The sequence below is a fragment of the Enterobacter sp. RIT637 genome (assembly GCF_019718755.1).
Lineage (GTDB): Bacteria > Pseudomonadota > Gammaproteobacteria > Enterobacterales > Enterobacteriaceae > Enterobacter.
In genome coordinates this window covers 216,569-241,841 of sequence record NZ_JAIHAZ010000002.1, presented here as the reverse complement: position 1 = coordinate 241,841, position 25,273 = coordinate 216,569, and the positions used below count along the sequence as shown (strand labels likewise).

Below are 25,273 nucleotides of genomic sequence, written 5' to 3'. Positions count from 1 at the left end.
ATTGATCAAGTATTACTTGATGAACCTAATTATTTACTATTCTATTCGGGCTGTACAAATATCACTTCAGAAAAGGGGGGGCGTCGAGGCGTCTCATATGATATTTTGTTTTATAGTAAAACATTTGATACATTGGTTTCTATAAATGAATTTACCTCTTCTGAAACGATTGATAATAAAATGCATGCAGCTTTCCTCAAAAATAAAAAAGATTTTTTTGTCTATGAAAAAACAAATATAGCATTTAAAATCAATGGGAAAGATAAAGTAGAAGGTTTAGATCCCGATACAGGATTACCATTAAATAGGGATGATAGTTCTGACGATGCTGATGGTGTTCAGGTGTTGCCGCTTGAGAGACTTCCTGAGATACAACAATAATAAAGTTTGTTGAGATATGAAAAAAATTATATGTGTAGGTGATGAAACATCTCATGGAGGCTATGTTTTAACGGGTTCATCTCAGATAACCATTGATGGTAAAGCTGTGGCTCGAAAGTCTGATCTAGTCTCATGTTCAATACATGGTGTTAATAGTATAAGTGAGGGGGATGAAAAGCATTGCGATAATGGGTTAGCTGTTGCGTTAGAAGGGCATCGCTGTTCATGTGGTGCTATTCTTATTTCCGTGGGTTCGCGTGTTTTTAAGGAATAAATTTATGCCAGTAAACATCCATGATATTCCTTCGGAGAAAAAAATCTTCAAAAAAACATTATCATTATGGATTGAATTTGTAATTTGCATTTGCATACTTACTATCTATGCATCTGTTTTTTGGGTCTTTTATTCTGAGTATTTATCAAGAGTTAGTTATGTTTTCTGGTCTGAATTATTGCTGGTTCCATTACTTATAAGTGGGGCTGTGTTTTTCTTTAGGATTATATTATGGGATAATAAAAATATCGAAGCAATTAACTGGAATAAAACTCGACAAGATTATTATCAGGAACTGCTTCAGAAAGGAAGGACCCATCTTGAAGTCATAGAGTTGCAGGTCAGATTCCCCGATTTAAATGGTAATGTGACTAATGGTATTAATGAGGGTTTATTACCTGTGCGCTATGCGCCAAAGTTAACGCATATGTCCAGATATCTTTCTTTTAATTCTCCAGTGCCTGAATTAAATAGCATTCATCAAATACAGGAGAGGAATGCTATTTTATTTAATGAAATAATGGGGGGTGTCCTTAATGATATCCACATGCATATAAGTCTCTTGCCTAAGCATGCCAGGTTAAAAGTGGTGTGTGTACTTAATGATAATTTAAAACCTTTAATGGAAAAGATTTGGCAGGAACGAGTTGATAAAATATATCCATTAGCGAATGTTGAGTTTAGTAATAATTTATCCGAATCCATCGACAACTGGTTGGAGAGAACATCTGATGAATATATAGTTATTATTGCTGCCATTTTTTATGGCGCAGAATTACTTGACGATGAAGTCGACAATAAATCTGAATCTGTGATGTTCTTGTTGGGAAGATTGAGAAATGACGGTGAGAACGGTGGTCATTCATCTTTAGGAGCTTTTTTTCGGCCAGAATGTGATTGGGCAGGAATAGATAAATCTCTGCTTTGGGGTAGGGTTAAAGAAGGGCGAAAGCTATCAGGTATTATATATTCTGGGTTGAATGAGGATGAGTTTAAAAAACTCGTATTAAAAACTACAGATGCAATGTCGGAAAGTGCACTTTCATCGTATATGTACGTTGATTCAGACAACTATTTATGTAAGTGCCCGCCTCTTACCCAGTTCTTGCAATTGAGCTATGTAAGTGAACATCTCCCCCCAGGGCAATATTTGTTTGTAAATAAAAGTAATGATATTTTGGAATCCCATTTATTTCACTCGATTGCCAGTGTTTAGAGGTTTGCTATAACATGAGAAAAATCCTTATTAAATTTTCTGGCTTTTTTTTATTATTATTGTTACTATTATCTTGCTTCTAATTTATTACCTGTGGGGGGCATCTTTAGGATGGATGGAACCAGCAGAAAAATTTCGTGTGCTGTGTACTATTTTTGCAGTTCCCGTTTTCCTCTCTTTGTTGCTAGTCAGTCGGTACTCACTTGTTGCGTTTGCGTCAAGATTGCGTTTTTTCCGTAAGTTAAATGATAAACAGAGTACCCAGTCATACACTAGTGCTCATTTGAAACAGGCAGATATAAGTAAAAAAATAATAGGCGAAGTACAACAAGCACTGCGACTTACTTACGGTCATTTCTGGCATAATAAAATTCGCATCCTGCTGGTAACCGGCAACGCTGCCGATGTCGAACAATTCATCCCAAAACTCCCCCGCGAACTTTGGCAGGAAGACCGCGGTACGCTGTTGCTGTGGGGCGGTGACCTCAACACGCCAGCAGACAGCACCTGGCTGACCGCGCTGCGCAAACTGCGCCATCGTCCGGTGGATGGTCTGGTGTGGGTCACTGCGGCGTTTGACCAGCTCTCAGTTCCAGGACTGCAACAGCCGCTGCCGGTACCGTCTGAGAGCACTATGGACTCCCTGTCTCATGCCATCAGCGCGCGTATGGACATGCTTGGCTGGAAACTTCCGCTGTATGTCTGGTCCTTGCACCAGCGCGCCGGTAAGCCCCAAGGGCGTATTACTCAGGCGATCGGTTGTCTGTTGCCTGCCGGTTGTTGTCCCGAAGGGCTGGCAGAACAACTCTCTGCCCTGACGCCAGATTTAACTTCGCAGGGCCTGCAGCAGGCCTGTACTGATGTGAAACACAACTTTCTGCTGATGCTTGCCGACCAGCTTGTCCGCGAGCCGGAGAGCGTGACCGCACCGCTGTCGGTGATGCTCAATCCGTATCGCCCGCTACCGCTGGCCGGTGTGGTGTTCAGCCAGCCTTCTGCTGGTGCGGAGCGTACCATTACACACCACTGGGGCATGGACAGACGTTGGGATGTTCTGCCTGAATCTGTCCGGATGCTTCCTGCCGGGCTGCGTCCGCACAAGCCGGGCATCCCCTGGTGCAAGGTCGTGAGGTCTGCAGTCGTCCTGGGGATGGTAGGCTGGGCTGTGTGGATGGGCATCGCGTATATCACCAACCGCAGCCAGATTGAAGACGCAAATGCCCTGGCCGCAGTTGCCGCAAGGCAGAACCAGCCGCTGGAACAGCGCCTGCATTCTCTGTCGGAACTTCAGAAAACGCTGGCCCGCCTGCAGTACCGGTCTGCACACGGTGTGCCATGGTACGAGCGGGCCGGGCTGAGCCAGAATAACACGCTGCTTGCCGCACTCTGGCCACGTTACCAGGAAAGCGCACAGCCTCTGCTAAGGGATGCCGCCGCAGAACATCTGCAGAAGCAGGTCAGGGCCTTTAATGCACTATCACCAGAGAGCCCGCTACGTGAGCAGATGGCAAAGTCCGCCTGGGAGCAGCTCAGGCTCTATCTGATGCTGGCCCGCCCCGAGCACATGGACGCGGCCTGGTTCAGCTCTGCGCTGTTGCGCGACTGGCCGAAGCGTGATGGCGTGAAAGACGGTGTCTGGCAGGGGATGGCACCGTCTCTGTTGTCGTTTTATGGTGCACAGCTGGTCAAACATCCTGAGTGGAAATTGCGGGCAGATGAGAGCATGGTCAGCCAGGCGCGTTCTATGCTGGTTCGCCTGATGGGCGTACGTAACAGTGAATCGAGTCTGTACCAGAAGATGCTCTCTCAGGTGGCGCATCTGTATGTCGATATGCGCCTCGAAGACATGACCGGCGATACGGATGCATCCCGTCTGTTTAGCACCACCGAAATTGTGCCGGGTATGTTTACCCGTCAGGCCTGGGAGCAGGCCGTGCAGCCTGCCATCGACAAGGTGGTTAAGGCTCGCCGGGACGAGCTCGACTGGGTGCTGACTGACAGCAAGCGTCAGGTGAATAAACAGGATGAAACCTCACCGGAAGCACTGAAAGAACGCCTGACCGAGCGTTATTTCGCGGACTTCGGCGGCGCCTGGCTGACGTTTCTGAACAGCCTGCGCTGGAACAAGGCCACCACGCTGTCGGATTCCATTGACCAACTGACCCTCATGGCCGACGTGCGTCAGTCACCGCTGGTGGCGTTGATGAATACCCTGAACGTGCAGGGGCGAACCGGGCAGACTGGAGAAGCGATATCTGACTCACTGGTAAAATCAGCCAAAAATCTGCTCGGTAGTGATAACAAAGACGCCATTGACCAGAGTGCCGGCATTCACGGCCCGCTGGATGCGACCTTTGGTCCGGTGCTGGCGCTGATGGATAAAAACCGCACGGGAGCGCAGGAGCAGAGTCTGCAGTCATTCCTGACCCGCGTGACGCAGGTGCGCCTGCGCCTGCAGCAGGTGACCAATGCGGCTGACCCGCAGGCAATGACACAGAGTATCGCTCAGACGGTATTCCAGGGCAAAGCGGTGGACCTCACCGAAACCCGTGACTACGGTAGTCTGGTTGCCGCCGGCATGGGGCAGGAGTGGAGCAGCTTTGGTCGTACGGTGTTTGTGAGCCCGATGGAGCAGGCCTGGCAGCAGGTGCTGACCCCTGCGGCCGACAGCCTCAATGCCCAGTGGCAGCAGGCAGTGGTTTCAGAGTGGAACACCGCATTTGGTGGGCGTTATCCGTTTAACAACGCCAGCAGTGATGTGTCCCTGCCGCTGCTCGCCAAATACCTCAATACTGATTCCGGGCGTATCGCACAGTTCCTGCAGACTCGTCTTAAAGGCGTGCTGCACAAGGAGGGTAACCACTGGGTTCCGGACAGCATCAACTCTCAGGGGCTGGCGTTTAACCCGGCGTTCATCAATGCCATCAACACTCTGAGTCATATCTCGGATGTGGCATTCACCGAAGGCAATGCCGGCATGAACTTTGAACTGCGTCCGGGCACTGCTGATGGTGTGATGCAGACCGACATGATTATTGACAGCCAGAAGCTGACCTATGTGAACCAGCTTCCTGCATGGAAGCGCTTCTCCTGGCCTGGAGATACGGAAGCGCCCGGCGCGAATCTTAGTTGGATAAGTACGCAGGCGGGTACCCGTCAGTATGCCGATATGCCAGGGGCGTGGGGCTGGATACGCCTGCTCGATAAAGCAACGGTCTCTGCCTACCCTGGGGTGGACAGCAGCTACAGCCTGAGCTGGAAGGCCCCTGACGGCCACATGCTCAACTATACCCTACGTACTGAAGCTGGAGAGGGGCCTCTGGCGCTGCTGAAGCTGCGTAATTTCCGTCTCCCGGAGACCATCTTCAGCGTTACTGATATGGCAGTATCTGACCAGGTCGCCAGCGCGGACAGTGATACAGAGGAGGTCTACTGATGAGCACGCTGAATGTTTTACTGAGCGCCTGCCAGGCTGAGCATCCGTCACTGATTGCGGCCACCCGTGAGCGCGTAGCGCAGTGGGATAACTGGCTGCAGCCGCTTTCCGGTTCATCACCCGCAGGCGAAGATCCGAGCTATGACGATGACTTCCAGCAGATGCGCGAGGAGGTGAACAAACTCTCCGGTGCGGACACGGAGCTTATTTGCCGACTTGCAGAGAAGCTGCTGACCACTACCGCCAAAGATATCCGTATAGCCACTTACTACTGCTGGGCTAAGCTGCACCGCGAAGGCGAACAGGGACTCGCCAGAGGACTCGAACTGCTGGCCGGACTGCTGGAACGCTACGGCGCGCAGTTGTATCCGCGGCGTGAACGAAGCCGCAAGGCGGCACTGGAATGGCTGGCGGGCTCGCGTATGACGGATTCGCTCTCACTATACCCGGAAGTGGTCAGGGAAGAGGCGATGCGTACCACCGGCGCGCTGCTGCTGATAGCGGAGCTTACTGAAAATGAACCTGATGATACCCGCCCGGAACTTAACGCGCTTTACGGTGCGCTGGACAATCGTTTGCAGAAAGCGGGGGGCGTGGATGCGGTTGTGCCGCAGAACGCCAGTATTATCGAAACTCCTTCGACGGTCAGTCACAGCGTTGCCCCGACCATCGGGCGTATCACCTCTGGTCAGGATTTGCTGGCACAGGCCCGTACACTCACCGAATACCTGCGCGAGCAGCCCGATGGTTGGCTGTCAGCACATCATCTGATGAAGAGCCTGCGTCACGACACTCTGCGGGCCATCCCGGCCCCGGATGCGCAGGGGCGTACACGCATCGAGCCGCCAAGGGCGGATCAACGCGCGTTACTCAAACGTATCTACCTGCAGCAGAACTGGGCTGAAATGCTGGAAACGGCCGACAGCACCTTTTCTCGCGGTGCCAATCACCTGTGGCTGGATTTGCAGTGGTACATCCACCAGGCGCTGACGAAATCAGGTCAGGATACCCTGGCTGACATTATTGCTGCCGATCTGAAAGGGCTGTTGTCGCGCCTGTCCGGGCTTGAGACGCTGGCGTTCAGTGACGGCACGCCGTTTGCGGACGAAGTGACCCTGAACTGGATCCAGCAGAGTGTGCTGGACACCGTCGGCGGGTGGGGCAATGAGACCCCAGCCGCTCCGATCACCGCCGGTAACGATGACATTCTGGCGCTTGAGTCGGAAGCTGTGGCGCTTGCCGACAGTGAAGGCCCGGATGCTGCGCTGGCTTGGCTACAGAACCGCTCTGGCGTAACCACTGCGCGACATAAGTGGCTGTTGCGACTTCTGATGGGCCGCATTGCTGAGCAATACGGAAAAAATGATCTGGCGGTGCACCTGTTTGCTGAACTGGGTGAACGTGCCCGTGGAGTAACCCTCGGTGACTGGGAGCCTGAGCTGTTGTTTGAAGTCCGCGCCCGCCACCTGAAACTACTCAGACTGAAAGCCGGCCGTAGTGAGGCTGACAACGTACGCCTTAACCCGGTAATGGACGAGTTACTTGCCGAGCTGATCGCAGTCGATCCTGCCCGTGCCGCCGTGCTTTGCGTTTAAGTCCACAGGAACAGAAATAAATGGAAGATTTGACCCTGCGTTATTACGACGCAGAAATTCGCTACCTGCGTGAAGCCGCGAAAGAATTTGCTCAGACCCATCCGGACCGGGCCGCGATGCTCGACCTGGATAAAGCCGGTACACCCGATCCGTATGTCGAACGCCTGTTTGAAGGCTTTGCCTTCTCTATGGGGCGGCTGCGGGAGAAGATTGACGACGACCTGCCGGAACTGACCGAAGGGCTGGTCAGCATGCTCTGGCCCCACTATCTGCGCACCATCCCTTCGCTGTCAGTGGTGGCACTTAACCCGGCGCTGCACGCTATGAAAATGGCGGAAGTGGTACCTGCGGGGCTCGAAGTGTATTCCCGTCCCATCGGGCCAAAGAATACGGTCTGTCGTTACCGTACGACCCAGGATGTAATGCTCAATCCCCTGAGTGTCTCCGCGGTCACAATGACCACGGAGCCTGACGGTCGTTCGCTGTTGAGGATGCGCATGGCCTGCAGTAGTCAGGCAGACTGGTCGCATGCCGATCTCAGCCACCTGTGCCTCTATCTCGGCGCAGATGCGCCCGTCAGCAGTCAACTGCACCTGATGCTGACGAAACGACAGGCCGCCCTGTATATGCGCCTGCCCGGGCAGACCGACCGTATCCGGCTTGACGGGTATTTCTCGCCAGGGGGATTTGCGGATGAAGACGGGCTGTGGCCGAAGGGCGATACTGCCTTCAGCGGCTACCAGCTACTGCTGGAGTACTTCACTTTCCGCGACAAGTTTATGTTTGTCCACCTCAACGGCCTGGATGGCATCACGCCGCCTGCCGGGACGGAGTACTTTGAAATTGAAGTGGTGTTCAGCGCGTCGTGGCCGTCTGACCTTCCGGTCACCGATGACGCGGTTCGACTGCACTGTGTGCCGGTGATTAACCTGTTTACGCTGGAAGCTGATCCGCTCACCATCACCGGGCTTGAAAGCGAGTACCTGCTGCGTCCTAAACGTCTGCAGGACGGACATACCGAAATTTATTCGGTGGATTCGGTCACCGGCTCAAATCGGACGAACGACGCGGAGTATGTGCCGTTCAGCTCCTTCCGCCATAAAGGCGGGATGATGCGTCGACAGGCACCCCCGCGTTACTACCATACTCGCGTAAAGCGCAGTGTGACCGGGTTGTATGACACCTGGTTAATTCTGGGAGGACATCAGTGGGAAGATGACCGCCTCCTTGACCGCGAAACCGTATCGCTGCAAATCACCGGTACCAACGGTCAGTTACCACGACGGGCATTACAGAGTACGCTGCTGGACCGCTGTGAGCAGGTGGTCAGTACAAAGCTTTCGGTACGCAACCTCTGCAAACCGACGCTGCCGGTCTACCCCCCTGCCGAAGACCGTTTTCACTGGCGGGTGCTTAGCCACCTGGGCTCGGGCTTCCTGAACATGATGAGCACCGCCGAAGTGCTGCGCGGGACGCTTGCACTTTATAACTGGGAGGAAGATGAACTGAATACCCGGCGTCTGGAGGCGATTCAGCATGTGGAGCACCACCGCCTTCAACGTTTTGAACAGGGCTACCTGCTGAGGGGGCTGGATATCGAGGTAACCCTCGACAGCAACGGCTTCACCGGTGAGGGCGACATTCACCTGTTCGGTGAAATGCTCAACCGTTTCTTCGCGCTCTATGCCGACATGAACCAGTTCAACCAGCTTACCCTCATCGTTCAGCCAGAAGGAAAATGCATCCGGTGGAAAGAGAATCACAGTCCGCGTCTGCCAGGCTGATAGCGCGTCTTGGCGACCGGCTGCCATATATCAACTTTTACCGCTTCTGCCAGCTGCTGGAGCAGAGCGAGCCGGAAAAACCGGTTACGGGCAGCACCTGGCAGGTGCGTCATGAGCCGGTACGTTTTCGTCCTCACCCGGGGATGGGCTTCCCGGCTTCGGAAATCAGGTCATTCGAAGCTGCTGAATACCCACATCTTCCACCGACGCTACGTATCGCTTTTATGGGGCTCTACGGTGTGGAGTCCCCGCTGCCGACGCATTATATCGATGACATTACCCAGCGCCGGGAAGGGTACGAAGCCACTGCGGATTTCCTCGATATCTTCAACCATCGGCTTATTAGCCAGCACTACCGTATCTGGCGTAAATACTCATATCCGGCGAATTTTGAAGAGGGCGGAAAGGACAAAACCTCACAGTATCTGCTGGGGCTGGCCGGGCTCGGGATTGAAGGCTGCACGGATAGCATTGCGACACCGGCCTCACGTTTTCTGGCACTGCTGCCGGTCATGTTGCTGCCGGGGCGTACCGCAGAAGGCATGGCTTCGCTGGTGCGCCTGCTGGCACCCAATACGGAGGCGAAAATCTGGCACCATGACAAGCGCCGTGTGCCGCTGAAGAAACCCCTGACCATGAGCGTCATCGAGCCTATCACCCTGATAAACCGTCCGGTGATGGGCAACTATGCCACCGACGTGAATAGCCAGGTGCTGATGCGGCTGACAACCTCTGACCCTAATGAAGTGCAGGGCTGGTTACCGGGCGGGGAGCTTCATACGGATTTAATGGCGCTACTGCATGTCTATTTGGGCTCGCGTCTCGATGTTCGTCTGCTGCTGTCTGTCGACCGCAGCCTGCTGCCAGACGCGACGATGAGCACTAAACCCAAAACAGGTACTGTGCAGCTGGGCCGCACTGCCGTAATGCGTCCACTGAATAGAGCGAACACCTTCACTCACCCCAAAACTATAACCATTAATCTGGGCCGCTATGAGCGGGTACAGGAAAATATTCACCGTAGGGAGACCGATGAAGATGGCGATTACCGCTGGTAAATTTCCTCTGGCTGCGCTGGCAGCCGGTATCACTCTAATACTGACGGGCTGTGGGCTGACTCAAAAAGTGACAGACGGCACCGTTGCTGTGACCAAATCGATTTTTTATAAGCAGGTTAAAAACCTCCACCTAGATATTCGCGCCCGTGAGGCCATCAACAGTAATAATGGTGGTGTAGCGCTATCGACGGTCGTGCGTATCTACCAGCTTAAGGATCGCAAAACGTTCGACAGTACGGACTATCCGTCATTGTTTAAAGCTGACAGCCAGGCCATTAAAGGAGACCTGGTGGCCGAGAAAGATATCCGTCTGCAGCCGGGTGGAGCGGTGACGGTCGATATGCCAATGGAGAAAGATGCGCAGTATGTGGCAGTGGCCGGGATGTTTATGTCTCCTGACCAGGAAAACAACACCTGGCGCGTGGTACTCAGCCGTGACGATCTCGACCCGGATAAAGCTCGCATCATCGAAGCGGGCAACAACAGGCTTGCCCTGCAGGCGGTGAAAGATGAGTGAGTTATCCCGTCCTTCACTGTATGAAACGCTCTATGGCAACTTTAGCGGCGGTCACGATCTACATCAGGTCAGTGAGCAAAATCAGGTCATCCTTTCGGTACTTGATAACATGCAGCGCGTCCTCAACTGTCGCGCCGGGACGCTGGCACACCTGCCTGATTACGGGCTGCCCGATATGACGAAAATCCTGCAGGGCATGCCGGGCACGGCCCATGAGCTTATGGGCACATTGTCTGCCGTGCTGCTCAAATATGAGCCACGCCTGAAAAAAATAGCCGTTGTTCTCCTGGAGCAGCACGTCCCCGGAGAGCTGCGCTATGCCATTGACGCGGAACTCAAAGGAATCGGCCTGGTCCGGTACGGCACCGAGTTTATGCCCGAAGGGCGCGTGCTCATTCGCCACCTCAAACAGCAGCAGTATCTGGATGCCCGCTCCGCAATCTAGTTTTTATTCTGGCTGAAACCAACATGACAACATTCCCTGAACGTCACCTTAACACCGGCGGTAACCCGCGCACGCTCGCCGATTATGTCTCCCTGCGCGATGAAATGAGCAAGCTGACGCATCCGGCACGTCCGGACGTAAACTGGCCGCACGCGGAAACGCTCTGCCTTTCACTGTTTGAGCACAACGGGGTGGAACTGCAAACCGCGGCCTGGTATACGCTTGCGCGCACGCATCTGTCCGGTTTGTACGGCATGAATGAAGGGTTAGCGATTCTGGATGCGCTTATCTCACGTCAGTGGGGGAACATGTGGCCTCAGCCGGTGCATGCCCGGATGGATATTCTCAGCTCTCTCAGTAAGCGATTACAGCAGGTTATGCGTACCCTGACGCTGAGCTATGCCGATCTTAACCAACTGTACCAGGCAGAGGCTTATTTGAATGCGCTGGGTGACGTGCTAGAGCGTTTGGAATTAAAGCATACCAGCCAGCTTGATGACCTCCGTATACTGATCCATAACGCAGCGGTGCGGCTGGAAAACAGCGAAAACGCAGGCGTGAGCCTCTCAGGTGAGGCCGTGTCCCTTGCGCCGGTAGAGCGAGTGAAGCGGGTGTATGTTATTCAACCTGACCCCCAGCCGCATGTGCAGGTGGAGACGGAATCTCCAGCACCCGTAAAACCATGGAAACCGTTTTTTGCCGGAATGCTGAGCATGATGGTACTGTCCGGTACAACGGTCCTGGGATGGCAGATAATGCATAAGCCGGAACCAGCTCAGATGCAGTTTGCGGCAACGCTTGCCCCGTTGCCCACTGCGCTTACGAATGAGCAAGTCCGGTCTTTCCGGCAATCCTCTCCTTCGCCTGATACGGGCATCAGGCAGACACAGCAGCAGCTCACACGACTTGTGCAGTTAAAACCGGACTGGGCCATCAGTTATGGTGATGAACTTCTGAAACAGGCGCTGGTGCTGTGGCCAGAACAAGCGAAGCCGCTGGCGCAAAAGTGGCAGCAGCAAATCACGATTGCGGCTCTTCCTGAGGACAATCTTAACGGCTGGCATCAGGGAATGATTCAGCTACAGCAGCTGGCGAACCGGCTGAATGCACTTGATGAACAGAAGGGGAAGTATATGACGGTCAGCGAGCTGAAATCGGCCGTGTTTGCCATGTCGCAGTCGTTCAATAGCGCTGTACCGGTCGAGGAACAGCTGCGTCAGCTGTCCATGTTACCGCCAAATCAATCCTGGCCTGCAGCGCTGCAGAGCCAGACGGAACAGCATCTGCAACAGCTGATTACCCGCTATGCTGCGCTGAAACAAAAAACGGCGGAATGAGCCGATTATCGGTAAAGAAGGTGTGGAAGCAGTTGAATAAAATGGCCGGTCCGCGTATCTCACGCTGAATCTGGCCCAACAGTATGTGTATTGTTAACAGGGACGACAACGTGTCAGCCAGAGACCGATTTTTTAAAAGAGTGCAGCAGAAAAATGACAGTATTCCGCCCGATCACGAATCAGCGGAGGGGGAAATCCGGGCATTCCGCCAGCGGATGGATGCGCTGGCGCAGCAGATTTGTGAGTGGTTTGAAGGGAGTGGAATTGAGGTCATTGTGTCGACGAAACATATTCATGACCTGAGTACCCTTGGTTACAGCCTCAGCAGCGGCATATGCCGGTATGACATCACTACCATCCGTCTGCTGAACGGAGATCGCAGTGCCAGCATCATGCCGGAGCAACTCTGTCGTCGCGCCGAAAGGGGCTGCGTGACAATGCGGGTTGATGCGCCCGGCATCAGCCAGGTGTTTTGCCTGAGCATGGCACCGGAAGAGGGCTGGTTTATCCGGCGTGAACATCAGGGCGTAAAAGAGAATGCCATTATGACGGAAAATCATTTTTTCCTGGCAGTGGACTGTCTGGCCTGATTATTCCAGCCGGGCACTCCGCGCATTGAGCGCTGTAATGTAAGACATAACTGACGCAAGGCCTGAAACGAGCCTTACGGTGCTTCAATGGTGGGGTAGAGGCTATTTTCAAAATAGGCGACAAGCACCCAAATTTCACCACTAAAAATAAACCACAAACCAAAAATAATAAGGCAGAGAATAATTAAGGTGAGGAGTATTTCTGTTTTTCCCATCTAAGCGATTACCCACCTGAAGTCTGTTTCAGCCCTGGCTGGGATTCTAACGGGGCTTTCTTCACAACTCCAGCGTCATGCGGCCAGCACCTTGTTGCGACCGTCATTTTTGGCGCGGTAGAGCGCATCATCGACACGTTTGAAGAGGTCATCAATGCTTTCGCCCTGATTGTGCCGTGCAACGCCGATGCTGACGGTGAAGCGAGGCAATCCGGGAATCGTAATATGCGCTACCGCGGCGCGAATGGATTCCGCTATCTGCATCGCGGTTTCAAGTGGGGTTCGCGGCAGCAGGAGCACGAACTCTTCACCGCCCCAGCGGAAAACATAGTCATCGGGACGGCTGCAGGCTTCCAGCGTGCGGGAGAGCGAAATGAGTACCTCATCACCCTTAAGGTGTCCGAAGAGGTCGTTGATGTTTTTGAAATGGTCAGTATCTACCAGCAACAGGCTAAACTGCTGCTGTGCCGGGAGGTGAGAAAGCGTGGTTTGCTCCGTGATGTTGTAAAACTGTCGGCGATTAAGCAGACCGGTCATTGAATCTCGCAGGGCCGCATGTTCCAGCTCCTGCTCCAGCCGCTTTTGTTCAGTGATATCGTGAATAATGCACAACATCAGCTTATCGCCGTAGATCTCAATCGGTCCTGCGTAGGTCTGCACGTGTCGGGTCGAACCATCTGCCAGCCGGTGGACAAAGTTAAGCGGTTTATGACCTCCGGGCAGGCTGGCGATCTCCGTCATAATAGGCAAGATGTCGCGCCCAAGCGTGTTAATTTCCCAGGTATGTTTACTGCACATGTCATCATGGGTGTAGCCGTAAAAATTAAGCGCAGCCAGATTGGCGTCAACGATGTGTCCATCACGGGCGGTGTCGATTAACAACATTGGTGCACTGTTGGTAAGAAAAAAGCGTGCGTAGAATCCCTGTTTTTTTCGCTGATAGGTTGCTGAACGGCTGGCTTTAAGCCCGGAAGGTGCCTGCTGCGAAATCCCCTCAAAGACAATCACATCACCATAAGGCGACAGATGCGTAAGCGTCAGACGACAGCTCAGTGTACTCTCTTGATTATCTCGCCAGACAGTGAGTATTTCGACGATATCCAGTTCGCTTTTGAGATCGGGGACATACATTGAGAGAGCGGTCTGCGCATTCGCGGAATAGATCCCAGTGCGCATCTCGATCAACGTTTTATCGCGCATAAGTTTGGTCGCCGCAGTATTGGCAAATATAATATTTTCTGCGACGGGTGAAATCAGCCACACCGGGTTTTTAATAACATTCAGCGCATCGAAGCTGTATTGCGACATAGGGAATTCCTGTACATCGGCACGGTATACCTGACGATCACGCCGGAATTGACTCGCGTGGGCTCCTTTGAAACATACCTTACTTAATCACATCAGGCGTGATTTTTTTGTGAAATAAAGGGCGATTCTGCCTGAATTTTACCGATTGGTATAATCTGTCCTCCAGACGTTTTTTGCAGCAGCAGCCACGGAACCTGTTCCGCAGGTAAAGGGCGTGAGTAGAGGTACCCCTGCAGATAATCACAACCCAGACTCACCAGCATTGCCCGCTGCGCTTCGGTTTCAATTCCTTCTGCAACGACATTCATCTCCAGAGTCCGGGCGATGGTAATTATCGTTTCCACAAGCTTTCTGCTTTTCTCATTTTCAAGCATTGAACTGACAAAACTTTTATCGATTTTCAGCTCTTTCGCCGGTAAGACGCTGAGCATGAGAAGATTTGAATAACCCGTACCAAAATCATCTATCGAAACGGTAATCCCGGCTTGGTTGAACGCAGTGAGCAATTCAATACTGCGATCGAGGTTTTTTAGCGCCGTACTTTCCGTCACTTCAAGGATCAACCGGGAGGGGGCCAGGTTATATTTTTGCAGCATGGACGAGATAACCTGAAAGATATCCTGCTGCTCAAATTGCATCGGCGACAGGTTAAATGACAATGTCCATTGGCTGAACCCCTGTTCAGTCCAGAAGCTCAGCTGTTTACAGGCCGCTTCAATCGCCCAGTTACCAACGGGAATGATCAGCCCGGTTTGTTCCAGGGACGGTAAAAAGAGCCCAGGAAGTAAAACACCTTGTTCCGGGTGACGCCAGCGTAGCAGTGCCTCAAACCCATGAATGGTATTCTCTTCTGCCAGCCAGGTTGGCTGATACCACATTTCAAACTGATCGCGTTCTAGCGCCAGGGATAACTCCTGCAAAAAAGCTGGCTCAGCAGGAACCGCCGTGGACATCTCGGTGCGATAAAGCGCCCAGCCATTACGACCTTGTTTTTTCACGGTATGCATTGCCGCATCGGCTTTAAGCTTTAGCTCATGCAGCGTTTCACCATGTTGAGGATAGAGGCTTACTCCTGCGCTGAGCGTGATAGTTAACGTATGCCCGCACAGGGAAAGGGGGCGGCGGATATCGTCCAGCAGGGGTGAAAGCAGCGCGTTAAGCTTGTCGTCATCGCATTCCGGGACCAGCAAAATGAAGGCATCACCCCCCAGGCGTGCCAGCGTCATTTCGCGTGTTAACCGTGCAGTCACGCGATGAGCCACGTTTATCAGCAGTTCATCGCCAACGTGATGACCCCAGATATCATTAATCCGCTTGAAATGGTCAATATCAAAAAATATCACCGCAAACGGCTTGTTGCTCAGCAGCGCGCTGTGCAGGCAGTCCTGCATCCGCACGTCCATCTGGTGACGATTGGCAAGTCCGGTAAGCACATCAAAACGTGCCTGCAACTCCAGTTGTCGGTTAAGCTGGCGCAAATTATCCGTCAGCCGGTTAGTCCGCCTGTGTGAATCTATCAGCGAGATAATCAGCATCAGCCCAAGCAGACACAATGTGGTGACGGAAACCCAAATTGATAATCCCAGTTCACTGATACCGCCCGGTAATGTGTTTTCCATTTCGTGGAAATGCGCGGCGTTCATTCCGGTGTAATGCATGGCGCAAATGGCTGCTGCCATCACTAGCGCAGCCGCAAGACGGTTGATATACACGCCTTTATGCTTTTCCCGTAAATGGAAGGCTAACCATAGTGCGGCACCGGACGCAATGACGGCAATCAGCACCGATAAGAGGACAATGCGTCGATCCCAGATAATGCTGCCCTTCAGCATTAATGCGGCCATACCCACATAGTGCATGGAAACGACACCCGCGCTGAGGATCAGCGTGGCGAGGAACAGTCGAAAGGGGGAAAGCGATTTCCCGGGAACGGCGATATTAATGGCAAGCGTAGAAGCAACGACGGCAATACCCAGCGAGCCAACGGTGAGCCAGAGGTGGTAGCTCATGATCATCGGCATTTTCATCGACAGCATGCCGATGAAATGCATAGACCAGATCCCGATACCGAGGGTTATACCGCCTGCCATACGCCAGAATAGTGCGGCCTTACGGCTGGCAAGGGAGATTTTACCCGCGCTGTCTAAAGCCACAAATGAGGCGATAAACGCCACCAAATATGAAACGGCTATTAAAACAGGGTCCCACGATACGTTGAGCATTTTGTCATCCCACGCCAAAAGCTACGGAGTTATCAATTAATTAAGAATATAAAATATATTAAGAAAACGACTCTTTTAAGTGCAACTAAACAGTATCCCGCTTTTAATGCAATGCCTCTTAAATACGCATGAATAGCTATCGTGTGGCGTAAGAACAGAGTATCGCGTACGGGTGACATAAACCAGAGCGGCAGCATGTCGCGCAATACATTTCCTGTAAAACCCGCTTTTGTTCTTTCTTAAGTGAAATCATGATAATCAAACTGCGAAACAACAAACTCGCGCAGATCGTGAGGACAAAGTTATCGCGCAATGCTATAAATTTTAATGCCGATAAAAATATAAAGCCCCAGGAAAATGTATGCTAAGAAATATTAGTGTCAGAACTTTTATTGTCTATTTTCTTTTGTGCCTCTTTTTGATTAATAACGGAGTGATTGCATTGTTTGCTAATGGCATGTCACTTTTTATTGCCGTGAATACGACACAGCTCATTGCACTGATTTTACTTTGGGCGTACATGACAAAATATCTTGTGACGCCGATCAATACTGTGAAGAAAAGTATTGAAGAAGTGACGTCGGGCAATCTTGGCGTCTCTATCCCTGAATTTGGCAATAACTGCGCAGGGCGTTTGATTCCAGGCATTAATAGCTTGTCCAGTAACATCGCCACGCTGGTCAGCGAGATCAGATCCTCTTCACAAACGGCCATGACGCTTGCGGAGCAGCTCTCATCCCGCAGTGCAGAACTGTCGGTAAAGACCGAGCAGCAGTCAGCGTCATTGATCCAGACGGCGGCCAGCATGGAACAAATGGCAGCGAGTACCCGAAACAACGCAGACAATACCCGTTTAGCCAGCGAGCAGGCGAATGCCGCAACGTTACAGGCACAAAAAGGCGGACAATTAATGGGGCAGGTTGCTCACAACATGCAGTCTATAACCGAATGTGCCCAGCAAATGACGGAAATTATCTCCCTTATTGATGGTATCGCTTTCCAGACCAATATTCTGGCGCTTAATGCGGCGGTAGAGGCTGCACGCGCGGGTGATCATGGCAAAGGATTTTCGGTGGTGGCCGGTGAAGTCCGTAATCTCGCACACCGAAGCGCCGAAGCGGCGAAAAACATCAAGTCGCTGATTGACGTGACCAGCAATAACGTGACGCAGGGCGTAAACGTTGTCTCGGAAGCGGAGAGAAATATGCAGGATATCGTGGCGGGATCGAATAACGTCAGCCGGTTAATGGACGATATCTCCGCCTCCACGTCAGAGCAGGAAAAAGGGATTTCGCAGATAACGCAGGCGCTGTCTGAACTGGAACGCGTGACGCAGAGCAATGTCGCCATGGTGGAGGAACTCAACGGATCCTCTGATGTGCTGCGTAACCAGGTGATTGAACTGCAAACCCGCACGCGTAACTTCCGGCTTGACCAGAGACATCATGCGGAAGCGCCCTTACCGCGACCTCAACGTTCCCCGATCCCCTCTCTCTGATAAAAAGCCTGGCTTGCCAGGCTTTCTCTTTGATGCGAAAAGTACAATTCCTGAGCGCATTCAGCGTGATGCTGAACATATCTATTGCTTAAGCCTGGACGAAAGCTAGACTGACACCGTGAAGATGAAAAGCGGGAGGCGCTGTGGAGAGCATGAAAGGGTCCGAAGTTAACGTGCCTGACGCAGTTTTTGCGTGGGTGTTCGATGGTCGTGGTGGTGCGAGGCCGCTGGAAGACAATGATGATATTGATAGTGAACATCCCTGCTGGCTGCATTTGAACTACACCCATCCAGACAGTGCCGAGTGGCTGGCATCGACGCCGCTCTTACCCAATAACGTGCGTGATGCGCTCGCAGGAGAGAGCCTCAGGCCACGTGTCAGCAGAATGGGCGAGGGGACATTAATTACGCTGCGCTGCATTAATGGCAGCACGGATGAACGTCCCGACCAGCTGGTTGCAATGCGCCTCTATATGGATGAGCGGATGATTGTCTCTACCCGCCAGCGTAAGGTGCTGGCGCTGGATGATGTGGTGAACGATCTGAAAGAGGGCACGGGCCCGACGGATTGCGGCAGCTGGCTGGTGGACGTCTGCGATGCCCTGACCGATCATGCCAGCGAATTTATCGAAGAGCTACACGATAAGATTATCGATCTGGAGGACAATCTGCTCGATCAGCAGATCCCCCCGCGCGGTTTTCTGGCGCTTCTGCGCAAACAGCTGATCGTCATGCGTCGCTACATGACGCCTCAGCGCGATGTATACGCGCGGCTGGCCAGCGAGCGCCTGAGCTGGATGAACGATGACCAGCGTCGAAGAATGCAGGACATTGCTGACAGGCTCGGAAGAGGGCTGGACGAGATCGACTCCTGTATTGCCCGAACGGCGGTGATGGCGGATGAAATTGCGCAGGTGATGCAGGAATCGCTCTCGAGACGAACTTATACGATGTCGCTCATGGCGATGGTCTTTTTACCCAGCACTTTTCTGACGGGACTATTTGGCGTCAATCTTGGCGGAATACCCGGCGGAGAATACCACTATGGCTTTACGGCCTTCTGCGTCATGTTAGTGGTTTTGATTGGCGGTGTTGCATGGTGGTTGCATCGCAGTAAATGGTTGTAAATTTACACTTTTTCGGTGTGTAGATTGCTTCAAAACGACATTTTAATTGAGCGAAGTCAATAAACATCTACCCCGCAAGGTGCAATATTACTCCCGCAGGTGAATGCAACGTCAAGCGATGGGCGTTGCGCTCCATATTGTCTTACTTCCTTTTTTTGAATTACTGCATAGCACAATTGATTCGTACGACGCCGACTTAATAGTCGGCTTTTTTTTTGCCTGTCGTTCCCCAGCGTCTACCCTAAAAGGGTCAATAATAAAACCTGGAGGAAGAGATGAGCATGCTACTCGCGCTGCAATTCATGCATTCACGCCAGTCCGATCCGGTCCCCACCGACCCAACGCCGATGCCCGATCCCATCCCGCGTCCTCAGCCTATGCCGGACCCGCCGCCGGATGAAGAACCGATTAAATTGTCGCATCCAACCCTGATATCTGCGAGGATACGCGCCATCTGACTGCGACGATGACCACGAGAGAATACTGTGACCGCTTTTTCGACCCTGAACGTTTTGCCTGCTGCCCAACTCGATAACCTTAACGAGTTGGGATACCTCACTATGACCCCTGTACAGGCGGCTGCGCTGCCGGCCATCCTGGAAGGCCGTGACGTACGCGTACAGGCAAAAACCGGCAGTGGGAAAACGGCCGCGTTTGGTCTCGGGCTGTTGCAGCATATTGATTCGGCGTTATTCCAGACGCAGTCGCTGATTCTGTGTCCGACCCGCGAGCTGGCGGACCAGGTCGCCGGAGAGTTGCGTCGTCTGGCACGTTTTCTGCCGAATACCAAAATTTTAACTCTCTGTGGCGGACAACCTTTTGGCGCACAGCGTGATTCGCTGCAGCATGCGCCGCATATTATCGTTGCCACGCCGGGGCGTCTGCTCGATCACCTGCAAAAGGGAACGGTTTCGCTTGATGCCCTGCAGACGCTGGTGATGGATGAAGCCGATCGTATGCTCGACATGGGCTTTAGCGATGCCATTGATGAGGTGATCCGCTTTGCACCGCAGGATCGCCAGACGCTGCTGTTCTCCGCGACCTGGCCTGAAGCCATCGCGGCAATCAGTGGTCGTGTGCAGAAGAATCCGCTGACCATTGAAATTGACAGCGTTGATGCTCTGCCCGCCATCGAACAGCAGTTCTTTGAAACGTCGCAGCACGGCAAAATCTCGCTGCTGCAAAAGCTGCTGAGCCAGCATCAGCCTGCTTCCTGCGTGGTGTTCTGCAACACTAAAAAGGATTGTCAGTCGGTCTGCGATGCCCTGAATGCCGCGGGTCAAAGCGCATTGTCGCTGCACGGGGATTTGGAGCAGCGCGACCGCGATCAGACGCTGGTGCGTTTTGCTAACGGCAGTGCGCGCGTTTTGGTCGCGACCGACGTTGCCGCCCGTGGTCTGGACATTAAATCGCTCGAGCTGGTGGTTAACTTTGAACTGGCCTGGGATCCCGAGGTACACGTCCATCGTATTGGTCGTACCGCGCGCGCGGGCAACAGCGGTCTCGCCATCAGCTTCTGCGCGCCGGAAGAGGCGCAGCGCGCCAATATCCTTTCTGAAATGCTGCAGATTAAACTGAACTGGGTGAATGCCCCGGGCAATATCAGCATAGTCCCGCTGGAGGCTGAAATGGCGACGCTGTGCATCGACGGCGGTAAAAAAGCCAAGATGCGTCCGGGTGATGTGTTGGGGGCGCTGACCGGTGATATCGGTCTGGACGGGGCGGATATCGGAAAAATTGCGGTTCATCCGGCGCACGTTTACGTGGCGGTTCGCCAGTCGGTGGCGCATAAAGCCTGGAAGCAACTGCAAAACGGTAAAATTAAAGGCAAAGCCTGCCGCGTTCGTCTGCTGAAGTAACGGAAAAAAAGCGTCTCAGATATCTCTCTGAGACGCTTCGTTTTATTTCACTTCCAGCACATTCAGACGCAGTTCTTCTAACTGACTGTCATCTTCTTCCGGCTGCCAGCCCGCAGGCTGCATTGGGATCTCTTCCCGGTCAAACGCCAGATCGCCACCGTTAACCACTTCTGATTCGTGGTTTATGCCTTTGAAGTCGAATAACTCTACATCCGCGAGATGAGAAGGGACGACGTTCTGCATCGCGCTGAACATGGTTTCGATCCGACCCGGATAACGTTTGTCCCAGTCGCGCAGCATGTCACCAATAACCTGACGCTGCAGGTTCGGCTGCGAGCCGCACAGGTTACATGGAATGATCGGGAAACCTTTAGCCTGAGAAAAACGCTCAATGTCTTTTTCGCGGCAGTAGGCGAGTGGGCGGATCACAATGTGCTTGCCGTCATCGCTCATCAGCTTAGGCGGCATGCCTTTCATCTTGCCGCCGTAGAACATGTTCAGGAACAGCGTCTGCAGGATATCGTCGCGGTGATGGCCGAGCGCAATTTTGGTCGCGCCCAGCTCCGTCGCGGTACGGTAGAGGATCCCGCGGCGTAAGCGAGAGCAGAGCGAGCAGGTCGTTTTCCCTTCGGGGATCTTCTCTTTAACAATCCCGTAGGTGTTTTCTTCGACGATTTTGTACTCAACGCCGAGATTCTCCAGATACTCTGGCAGAATGTGCTCAGGGAAGCCTGGCTGTTTCTGGTCGAGGTTCACCGCCACCAGAGAAAAATTCACCGGTGCGCTTTGCTGAAGATTACGCAGGATCTCCAGCATGGTGTAGCTGTCTTTACCCCCTGACAGACAAACCATGATGCGGTCGCCTTCTTCAATCATGTTGAAGTCCGCAATGGCTTCGCCCACGTTACGGCGCAAACGCTTTTGCAGCTTATTCAGGTTGTATTGTTCTTTTTTGTTCACTTCTTGATTTTGTTGCATTTATTACTACCTTCGGAGCCAGCAAGGTCGAAAGACGGGTTAGTGCCGGCAGATATAAGCCAGCAGGCAAAAGTATGTCGCGTATGGTACGGATTCCGGCGGCGAATACCAGCACGTTTTACAGCTGCGTTGAATCTTGCACCGATGCTCGATAAAGCGTAGTAGGCTTTCTGTTCTCCTTTGCGCATTCGGGGTATGAAAATGAATCGCAGGCTTTGATGTTCCACTGCGCCATACTCGCGATTATTAAAGATCATTTCGGCTTTAGGCTGTATCGCTGTCAGCTTGTGCTGTGCTTTCGAGGCTTCAAGTGCCGGCTCTAATAGGGTGATAACCCGGTTACCTGCATCGGTTTTGGGTGGGACGAACTTCTGATTCATCAATGTTCGTCCACGGTTCACTCAGCTCTGAAAAGGTTTGAACTGAAACAGTGGTTACGGTTTTTTTTGCTGTGGACGATGAATGGATGTGCTGGACCATTTGAACGCCAAAGATGAAACGTGAAATGCTTTCGCCTCGGTATACACCGAGATTTTCAGATCTGCTCAGGGTCCTATGAGTATTCCCGATGTCCTGGTCCTCTTTGTGCCACACGTGGACTTCTAAAGGAGACGTATCCTCGTCATTGGCGCTTAATTACTTATGCATGTAGTGCCAGCCTATGATTATTTCTTTACTATCATGGTGATGCGTCTTTTTTTTAAGGTTTGTCTATAAAAATCGCTGATGACCAATGAAACATTTTAATAATGAATAAATCTGATGCAGTTCGTAATGACCTTCATTTTGAGATGAGATATAACGTGTCTCGAAAATAAATTAACATTCTCATAACGTCATTAAGGTTGAACAAATGAAGCAGGTTGGCATTGTTGGTTGGCGAGGAATGGTAGGTTCTGTTTTGTTACAGCGCATGGTCGAAGAGAACGACTTCGAGGGTATCTCTGCGCATTTTTACAGTACTTCAAGTGCAGGTGCCGCCGGACCTGTCATTGGAGGCGTCAGCTATACGCTCAAAGATGCAAACTCCATAAATGCTCTGTCCGAAATGGATATCATCATTACCTGCCAGGGTGGTGATTATACCAAAGCAATATATCCGGCTTTAATTGATCATGGTTGGAAAGGTTACTGGATTGACGCGGCCTCAGCATTACGGATGGATGAGAAAGCATGCATTATTCTCGATCCCGTCAATCGGCCCAATATTGATCGTGCGGTAAATGAAGGGATTAAACTTTTTGTTGGTGGCAATTGTTCCATCACTCTGAGTCTAATGGGGCTTGCTGGACTGATAAAAGCTGACTTGATCGAATGGATGAGCGTGATGACTTATCAGTCTGCATCTGGTGCAGGGGCTCAGTATGTCAGGGAATTAATCTCTCAAAGTGCATATATCAGTAAGCATTTGTCCTCAGATGAACTAAAGCCATCAGGATCGGTGCTTCCTTTAGTCAATAAAGTTAGTGAGCTTATTAACAGTGCTGACATGCCCATTCAGAATTTCGGCGCACCTCTAATGGGGAGCATCATTCCATGGATTGATAGCGATTTAGGAGATGGGAATAGCCGCGAAGAGTGGAAAGGTGAGGCAGAAACAAACAAAATTCTTGGGCTTTCTCCTGGTACAATTCCGGTAAACGGTTTGTGTATTCGTGTCGGCGTGATTCGGTGCCATAGTGCTGCCATCACCCTAAAGCTCAAGCGTGAAGTTAGCGAAGAAGAATTTGCAGAGTTAGTGAAGCATTCCCACCCTTGGGTTAGATTTGTGCCAAACAACAAAGTTGAAAGTGTCAGTAGATTGACCCCAGCTTATATTAGCGGTTCGTTGCAGGTTGGAGTTGGCCGTTACAAGAAAATGTCACTAAACAATGATCCTATTTACTCGGTTCTGACGGTTGGCGATCAGCTGTTATGGGGTGCGGCGGAGCCATTACGTCGCATGTTGAATATTCTGCTAGGCAAAGTCTAAGACATATTATTTCGACAACAGCATCAACTGATCGGTTCGATTAGCTCCGGCCCTTGGTTCTTCACATAACCCACGGCGCGCGTAACGGCGTGCCAGATTAACTTGTCGGCTGGCACTGCTCCGTCGACAGCTATCTTCCGGGATGGCAACAGAGAGGGCGAGACCGATTCCTGTGATTATGGGAAAAAAGAGAGTGCTTTTTAGTATAACAGAAACATTAAAAGCACCCGATATTACCTGGTCAAAACCGCTGGTTAAATAATAAACTCTTTAAACTTCTCTTTATTATCGACCAGGTAGGCTGGAAACTCAGGCTTTTTAAGAACTTGCTTGGCTAATTTTCTGTCTCGACCCCAGATGTCTTCTGCATTCGTAATCACTCTCATGATGTGTTCCGGGTTATTGAATTCTGGCGTATCGTGTTCAGTGTGAGAGATCGTAGACATTTTTTTGGAGATGCGTTCTGGGGACATAACCCACGAGAAGTGCCAACCAGCATTTTTTACAATCTTGTTTCTAAATTTGAATGTCATTCTGGACAAAAAGTCTTTATATATTTCAGTGGACTTAACGTTTCTAAAGTCAAAGGGCTTTCCACCAAAATGATCTCTAAGATTACGCAACGTTGTTGCGCGCGGAAGTGTGCACAAGCGCGGAGAGTCATCTTTATTAAAGACTTGCAGGTTAAATTGATAATTGAAGAAATTCATGTGAAAAGTCGTACATAATTTCTTCGGGTTAATTTGCTTAATGGCTTCAGGTGTGAATATTTCATCGACATCGGAGATGATTTTATCTTTAAATTCAGGGGGTTTTTCGATATTAAAATTGAGCGGTTTTGGAATTCCTTTATCTTTTCGCAAGGTTGGTGCATTTATCCAGCACTTATCAAGTTCTTCTTTGCGTAATGCTACCTTAGAGAACTACAAAACTAAACAGATGGAGATAATTGATCTCTCAGGATATACGCATTTTACAAAAATAGTCAATAAAATCAATTTGATGATGTGGGAGGATGGTGGTGGCAGAAATTGACATAGCGCCCACCCGATACATTCACGTTATCGCGTATAATGCGGCACCTGAATACGCTCAACATACCCGTGGTCACTGCTATGACGCTCAATCGTTTTTGTTATCTGCTTCTGTTTTCCGCTGCGGCTGGCAGCCTTTTTACTTCGAATCCTCTTGTCATATGGTTCGTGCTCATCAATGTGTTGACGATGGCGATATATGGGGCGGATAAAATGGCGGCGCGAAAGGGCATGCGCAGAGTCCCGGAAGCCACTTTATTGGCGTTTGGGGTGACAGAGGGGTGGCCTGGCGCCATTCTGGGTCAACAACTGTTTCGCCATAAAACGCAAAAGCAGCCCTTTAAAACCTACTTTATGCTCAGTGTTCTCCTGAGCACCGCCGCGATGGCGGCGGTTTATTACTCCTCCGCGTTGTGAGCGTCGGTTG

At 51.6% G+C, this 25,273-nt stretch carries 22 protein-coding genes and 3 pseudogenes; 18 read left to right on the top strand and 7 right to left on the bottom strand.

Annotation, left to right across the window (positions count from 1 at the left end; genetic code table 11):
- From K5E19_RS04710 to K5E19_RS04660, 11 genes and pseudogenes are all read left to right on the top strand, one after another.
- A pseudogene (locus K5E19_RS04710) lies at nt 1–381 on the top strand (hypothetical protein); the annotation flags it as partial.
- A gap of 16 nt (nt 382–397) precedes the next feature.
- A complete protein-coding gene (locus K5E19_RS04705) occupies nt 398–655 on the top strand; it encodes a PAAR domain-containing protein (protein WP_221550209.1) in 258 nt (85 codons plus the stop codon).
- Between the two features lie 4 nt (nt 656–659).
- The gene (locus K5E19_RS04700; RefSeq protein WP_221550208.1) at nt 660–1,871 is read left to right on the top strand and encodes a hypothetical protein; all 1,212 of its coding nucleotides are present in this window, start codon (nt 660–662) and stop codon (nt 1,869–1,871) included.
- Between the two features lie 115 nt (nt 1,872–1,986).
- The gene (locus tag K5E19_RS04695) at nt 1,987–5,307 is read left to right on the top strand and encodes an ImcF-related family protein (protein ID WP_221550207.1); all 3,321 of its coding nucleotides are present in this window, start codon (nt 1,987–1,989) and stop codon (nt 5,305–5,307) included.
- Nucleotides 5,307–6,902, top strand: a complete 1,596-nt coding sequence (gene tssA / locus K5E19_RS04690; protein ID WP_221550206.1) for a type VI secretion system protein TssA — start codon at nt 5,307–5,309, stop codon at nt 6,900–6,902. Before K5E19_RS04695 ends, tssA begins: the two co-directional genes overlap by 1 nt.
- Nucleotides 6,903–6,922: 20 nt before the next feature.
- Entirely contained in the window at nt 6,923–8,686 is a 1,764-nt protein-coding gene (tssF, locus tag K5E19_RS04685; protein ID WP_221550205.1) for a type VI secretion system baseplate subunit TssF, read from the top strand.
- Nucleotides 8,641–9,744 (top strand): type VI secretion system baseplate subunit TssG, encoded by a 1,104-nt coding sequence (gene tssG / locus K5E19_RS04680; RefSeq protein WP_221550204.1) that lies wholly within the window; start codon nt 8,641–8,643, stop codon nt 9,742–9,744. The genes tssF and tssG overlap by 46 nt, the downstream gene beginning before the upstream one ends.
- Complete coding sequence (tssJ, locus tag K5E19_RS04675; RefSeq protein ID WP_221550203.1) at nt 9,725–10,261, top strand: type VI secretion system lipoprotein TssJ; 537 nt, start codon at nt 9,725–9,727, stop codon at nt 10,259–10,261. The genes tssG and tssJ overlap by 20 nt, the downstream gene beginning before the upstream one ends.
- On the top strand, nt 10,254–10,706 hold the full coding sequence (tssE, locus tag K5E19_RS04670; protein ID WP_221550202.1) for a type VI secretion system baseplate subunit TssE: 453 nt from the start codon (nt 10,254–10,256) through the stop codon (nt 10,704–10,706). Before tssJ ends, tssE begins: the two co-directional genes overlap by 8 nt.
- 23 nt (nt 10,707–10,729) lie before the next feature.
- The gene (locus K5E19_RS04665) at nt 10,730–12,043 is read left to right on the top strand and encodes a VasL domain-containing protein (RefSeq protein WP_221550201.1); all 1,314 of its coding nucleotides are present in this window, start codon (nt 10,730–10,732) and stop codon (nt 12,041–12,043) included.
- Between the two features lie 110 nt (nt 12,044–12,153).
- Nucleotides 12,154–12,633 (top strand): hypothetical protein, encoded by a 480-nt coding sequence (locus tag K5E19_RS04660; protein WP_221550200.1) that lies wholly within the window; start codon nt 12,154–12,156, stop codon nt 12,631–12,633.
- A gap of 74 nt (nt 12,634–12,707) precedes the next feature.
- Here K5E19_RS04660 and K5E19_RS04655 read toward each other — a convergent pair whose 3' ends face one another.
- The 3 genes from K5E19_RS04655 to K5E19_RS04645 form a co-directional block, all read right to left on the bottom strand.
- Nucleotides 12,708–12,848 (bottom strand): Ecr family regulatory small membrane protein, encoded by a 141-nt coding sequence (locus K5E19_RS04655; protein ID WP_221550199.1) that lies wholly within the window; start codon nt 12,846–12,848, stop codon nt 12,708–12,710.
- Between the two features lie 75 nt (nt 12,849–12,923).
- Nucleotides 12,924–14,156, bottom strand: coding sequence for a sensor domain-containing diguanylate cyclase (locus tag K5E19_RS04650; RefSeq protein ID WP_221550198.1), 1,233 nt, complete (start codon nt 14,154–14,156; stop codon nt 12,924–12,926).
- 92 nt (nt 14,157–14,248) lie between these two features.
- A complete protein-coding gene (locus K5E19_RS04645) occupies nt 14,249–16,378 on the bottom strand; it encodes a bifunctional diguanylate cyclase/phosphodiesterase (RefSeq protein ID WP_221550197.1) in 2,130 nt (709 codons plus the stop codon).
- Between the two features lie 520 nt (nt 16,379–16,898).
- On the opposite strand from K5E19_RS04645, the gene K5E19_RS04640 reads away from it, so the two are divergent.
- The 4 genes from K5E19_RS04640 (at nt 16,899) to dbpA (ending at nt 20,862) form a co-directional block, all read left to right on the top strand.
- Nucleotides 16,899–17,876 (top strand): methyl-accepting chemotaxis protein, encoded by a 978-nt coding sequence (locus K5E19_RS04640; protein ID WP_260411639.1) that lies wholly within the window; start codon nt 16,899–16,901, stop codon nt 17,874–17,876.
- 143 nt (nt 17,877–18,019) lie between these two features.
- Nucleotides 18,020–19,003: a zinc transporter ZntB gene (gene zntB, locus K5E19_RS04635; RefSeq protein ID WP_221550195.1), complete on the top strand. Its 984-nt coding sequence runs from the start codon at nt 18,020–18,022 to the stop codon at nt 19,001–19,003.
- A gap of 302 nt (nt 19,004–19,305) precedes the next feature.
- Nucleotides 19,306–19,461, top strand: a complete 156-nt coding sequence (locus tag K5E19_RS04630) for a hypothetical protein (protein ID WP_311775515.1) — start codon at nt 19,306–19,308, stop codon at nt 19,459–19,461.
- Nucleotides 19,462–19,488: 27 nt separating this feature from the next.
- Nucleotides 19,489–20,862 (top strand): ATP-dependent RNA helicase DbpA, encoded by a 1,374-nt coding sequence (gene dbpA, locus K5E19_RS04625; RefSeq protein ID WP_221550194.1) that lies wholly within the window; start codon nt 19,489–19,491, stop codon nt 20,860–20,862.
- A gap of 42 nt (nt 20,863–20,904) precedes the next feature.
- Here the strand turns inward: dbpA and ttcA are convergent, their stop codons facing one another.
- Both ttcA and K5E19_RS04615 read right to left on the bottom strand, forming a co-directional pair.
- Entirely contained in the window at nt 20,905–21,840 is a 936-nt protein-coding gene (gene ttcA / locus K5E19_RS04620; RefSeq protein WP_010431562.1) for a tRNA 2-thiocytidine(32) synthetase TtcA, read from the bottom strand.
- Between the two features lie 29 nt (nt 21,841–21,869).
- Nucleotides 21,870–22,241 (bottom strand): annotated as a pseudogene (locus tag K5E19_RS04615) (site-specific integrase); the annotation flags it as partial.
- Nucleotides 22,242–22,333: 92 nt separating this feature from the next.
- Here K5E19_RS04615 and K5E19_RS24355 point away from each other — a divergent pair.
- Nucleotides 22,334–22,399, top strand: coding sequence for a DUF4113 domain-containing protein (locus tag K5E19_RS24355; RefSeq protein ID WP_221550500.1), 66 nt, complete (start codon nt 22,334–22,336; stop codon nt 22,397–22,399).
- A 294-nt stretch (nt 22,400–22,693) separates the two neighbouring features.
- Nucleotides 22,694–23,812 (top strand): aspartate-semialdehyde dehydrogenase, encoded by a 1,119-nt coding sequence (gene asd / locus K5E19_RS04605; RefSeq protein WP_221550193.1) that lies wholly within the window; start codon nt 22,694–22,696, stop codon nt 23,810–23,812.
- Between the two features lie 23 nt (nt 23,813–23,835).
- On the opposite strand, the pseudogene K5E19_RS24195 reads toward asd, so the two are convergent.
- Nucleotides 23,836–23,955 (bottom strand): annotated as a pseudogene (locus tag K5E19_RS24195) (SOS response-associated peptidase); the annotation flags it as partial.
- A 111-nt stretch (nt 23,956–24,066) separates the two neighbouring features.
- On the bottom strand, nt 24,067–24,675 hold the full coding sequence (locus K5E19_RS04600) for a benzoate transporter (protein ID WP_221550192.1): 609 nt from the start codon (nt 24,673–24,675) through the stop codon (nt 24,067–24,069).
- Between the two features lie 252 nt (nt 24,676–24,927).
- Here K5E19_RS04600 and K5E19_RS04595 point away from each other — a divergent pair, with 252 nt between their 5' ends.
- On the top strand, nt 24,928–25,263 hold the full coding sequence (locus K5E19_RS04595; RefSeq protein ID WP_221550191.1) for a DUF1294 domain-containing protein: 336 nt from the start codon (nt 24,928–24,930) through the stop codon (nt 25,261–25,263).
- Nucleotides 25,264–25,273: the final 10 nt, after the last annotated feature.

Excerpts from the sequence above, each read along its gene's own strand:
- K5E19_RS04705 (WP_221550209.1), top strand. The coding sequence starts at position 398 with ATGAAAAAAATTATATGTGTAGGTGATGAAACATCTCATGGAGGCTAT.
- K5E19_RS04700 (WP_221550208.1), top strand. The coding sequence starts at position 660 with ATGCCAGTAAACATCCATGATATTCCTTCGGAGAAAAAAATCTTCAAA.
- K5E19_RS04695 (WP_221550207.1), top strand. The coding sequence starts at position 1,987 with ATGGAACCAGCAGAAAAATTTCGTGTGCTGTGTACTATTTTTGCAGTT.
- tssA (WP_221550206.1), top strand. The coding sequence starts at position 5,307 with ATGAGCACGCTGAATGTTTTACTGAGCGCCTGCCAGGCTGAGCATCCG.
- tssF (WP_221550205.1), top strand. The coding sequence starts at position 6,923 with ATGGAAGATTTGACCCTGCGTTATTACGACGCAGAAATTCGCTACCTG.
- tssG (WP_221550204.1), top strand. The coding sequence starts at position 8,641 with ATGCATCCGGTGGAAAGAGAATCACAGTCCGCGTCTGCCAGGCTGATA.
- tssJ (WP_221550203.1), top strand. The coding sequence starts at position 9,725 with ATGGCGATTACCGCTGGTAAATTTCCTCTGGCTGCGCTGGCAGCCGGT.
- tssE (WP_221550202.1), top strand. The coding sequence starts at position 10,254 with ATGAGTGAGTTATCCCGTCCTTCACTGTATGAAACGCTCTATGGCAAC.
- K5E19_RS04665 (WP_221550201.1), top strand. The coding sequence starts at position 10,730 with ATGACAACATTCCCTGAACGTCACCTTAACACCGGCGGTAACCCGCGC.
- K5E19_RS04655 (WP_221550199.1), bottom strand. The coding sequence starts at position 12,848 with ATGGGAAAAACAGAAATACTCCTCACCTTAATTATTCTCTGCCTTATT.
- K5E19_RS04650 (WP_221550198.1), bottom strand. The coding sequence starts at position 14,156 with ATGTCGCAATACAGCTTCGATGCGCTGAATGTTATTAAAAACCCGGTG.
- K5E19_RS04645 (WP_221550197.1), bottom strand. The coding sequence starts at position 16,378 with ATGCTCAACGTATCGTGGGACCCTGTTTTAATAGCCGTTTCATATTTG.
- K5E19_RS04640 (WP_260411639.1), top strand. The coding sequence starts at position 16,899 with ATGACAAAATATCTTGTGACGCCGATCAATACTGTGAAGAAAAGTATT.
- K5E19_RS04630 (WP_311775515.1), top strand. The coding sequence starts at position 19,306 with ATGCATTCACGCCAGTCCGATCCGGTCCCCACCGACCCAACGCCGATG.
- ttcA (WP_010431562.1), bottom strand. The coding sequence starts at position 21,840 with ATGCAACAAAATCAAGAAGTGAACAAAAAAGAACAATACAACCTGAAT.
- asd (WP_221550193.1), top strand. The coding sequence starts at position 22,694 with ATGAAGCAGGTTGGCATTGTTGGTTGGCGAGGAATGGTAGGTTCTGTT.
- K5E19_RS04595 (WP_221550191.1), top strand. The coding sequence starts at position 24,928 with ATGACGCTCAATCGTTTTTGTTATCTGCTTCTGTTTTCCGCTGCGGCT.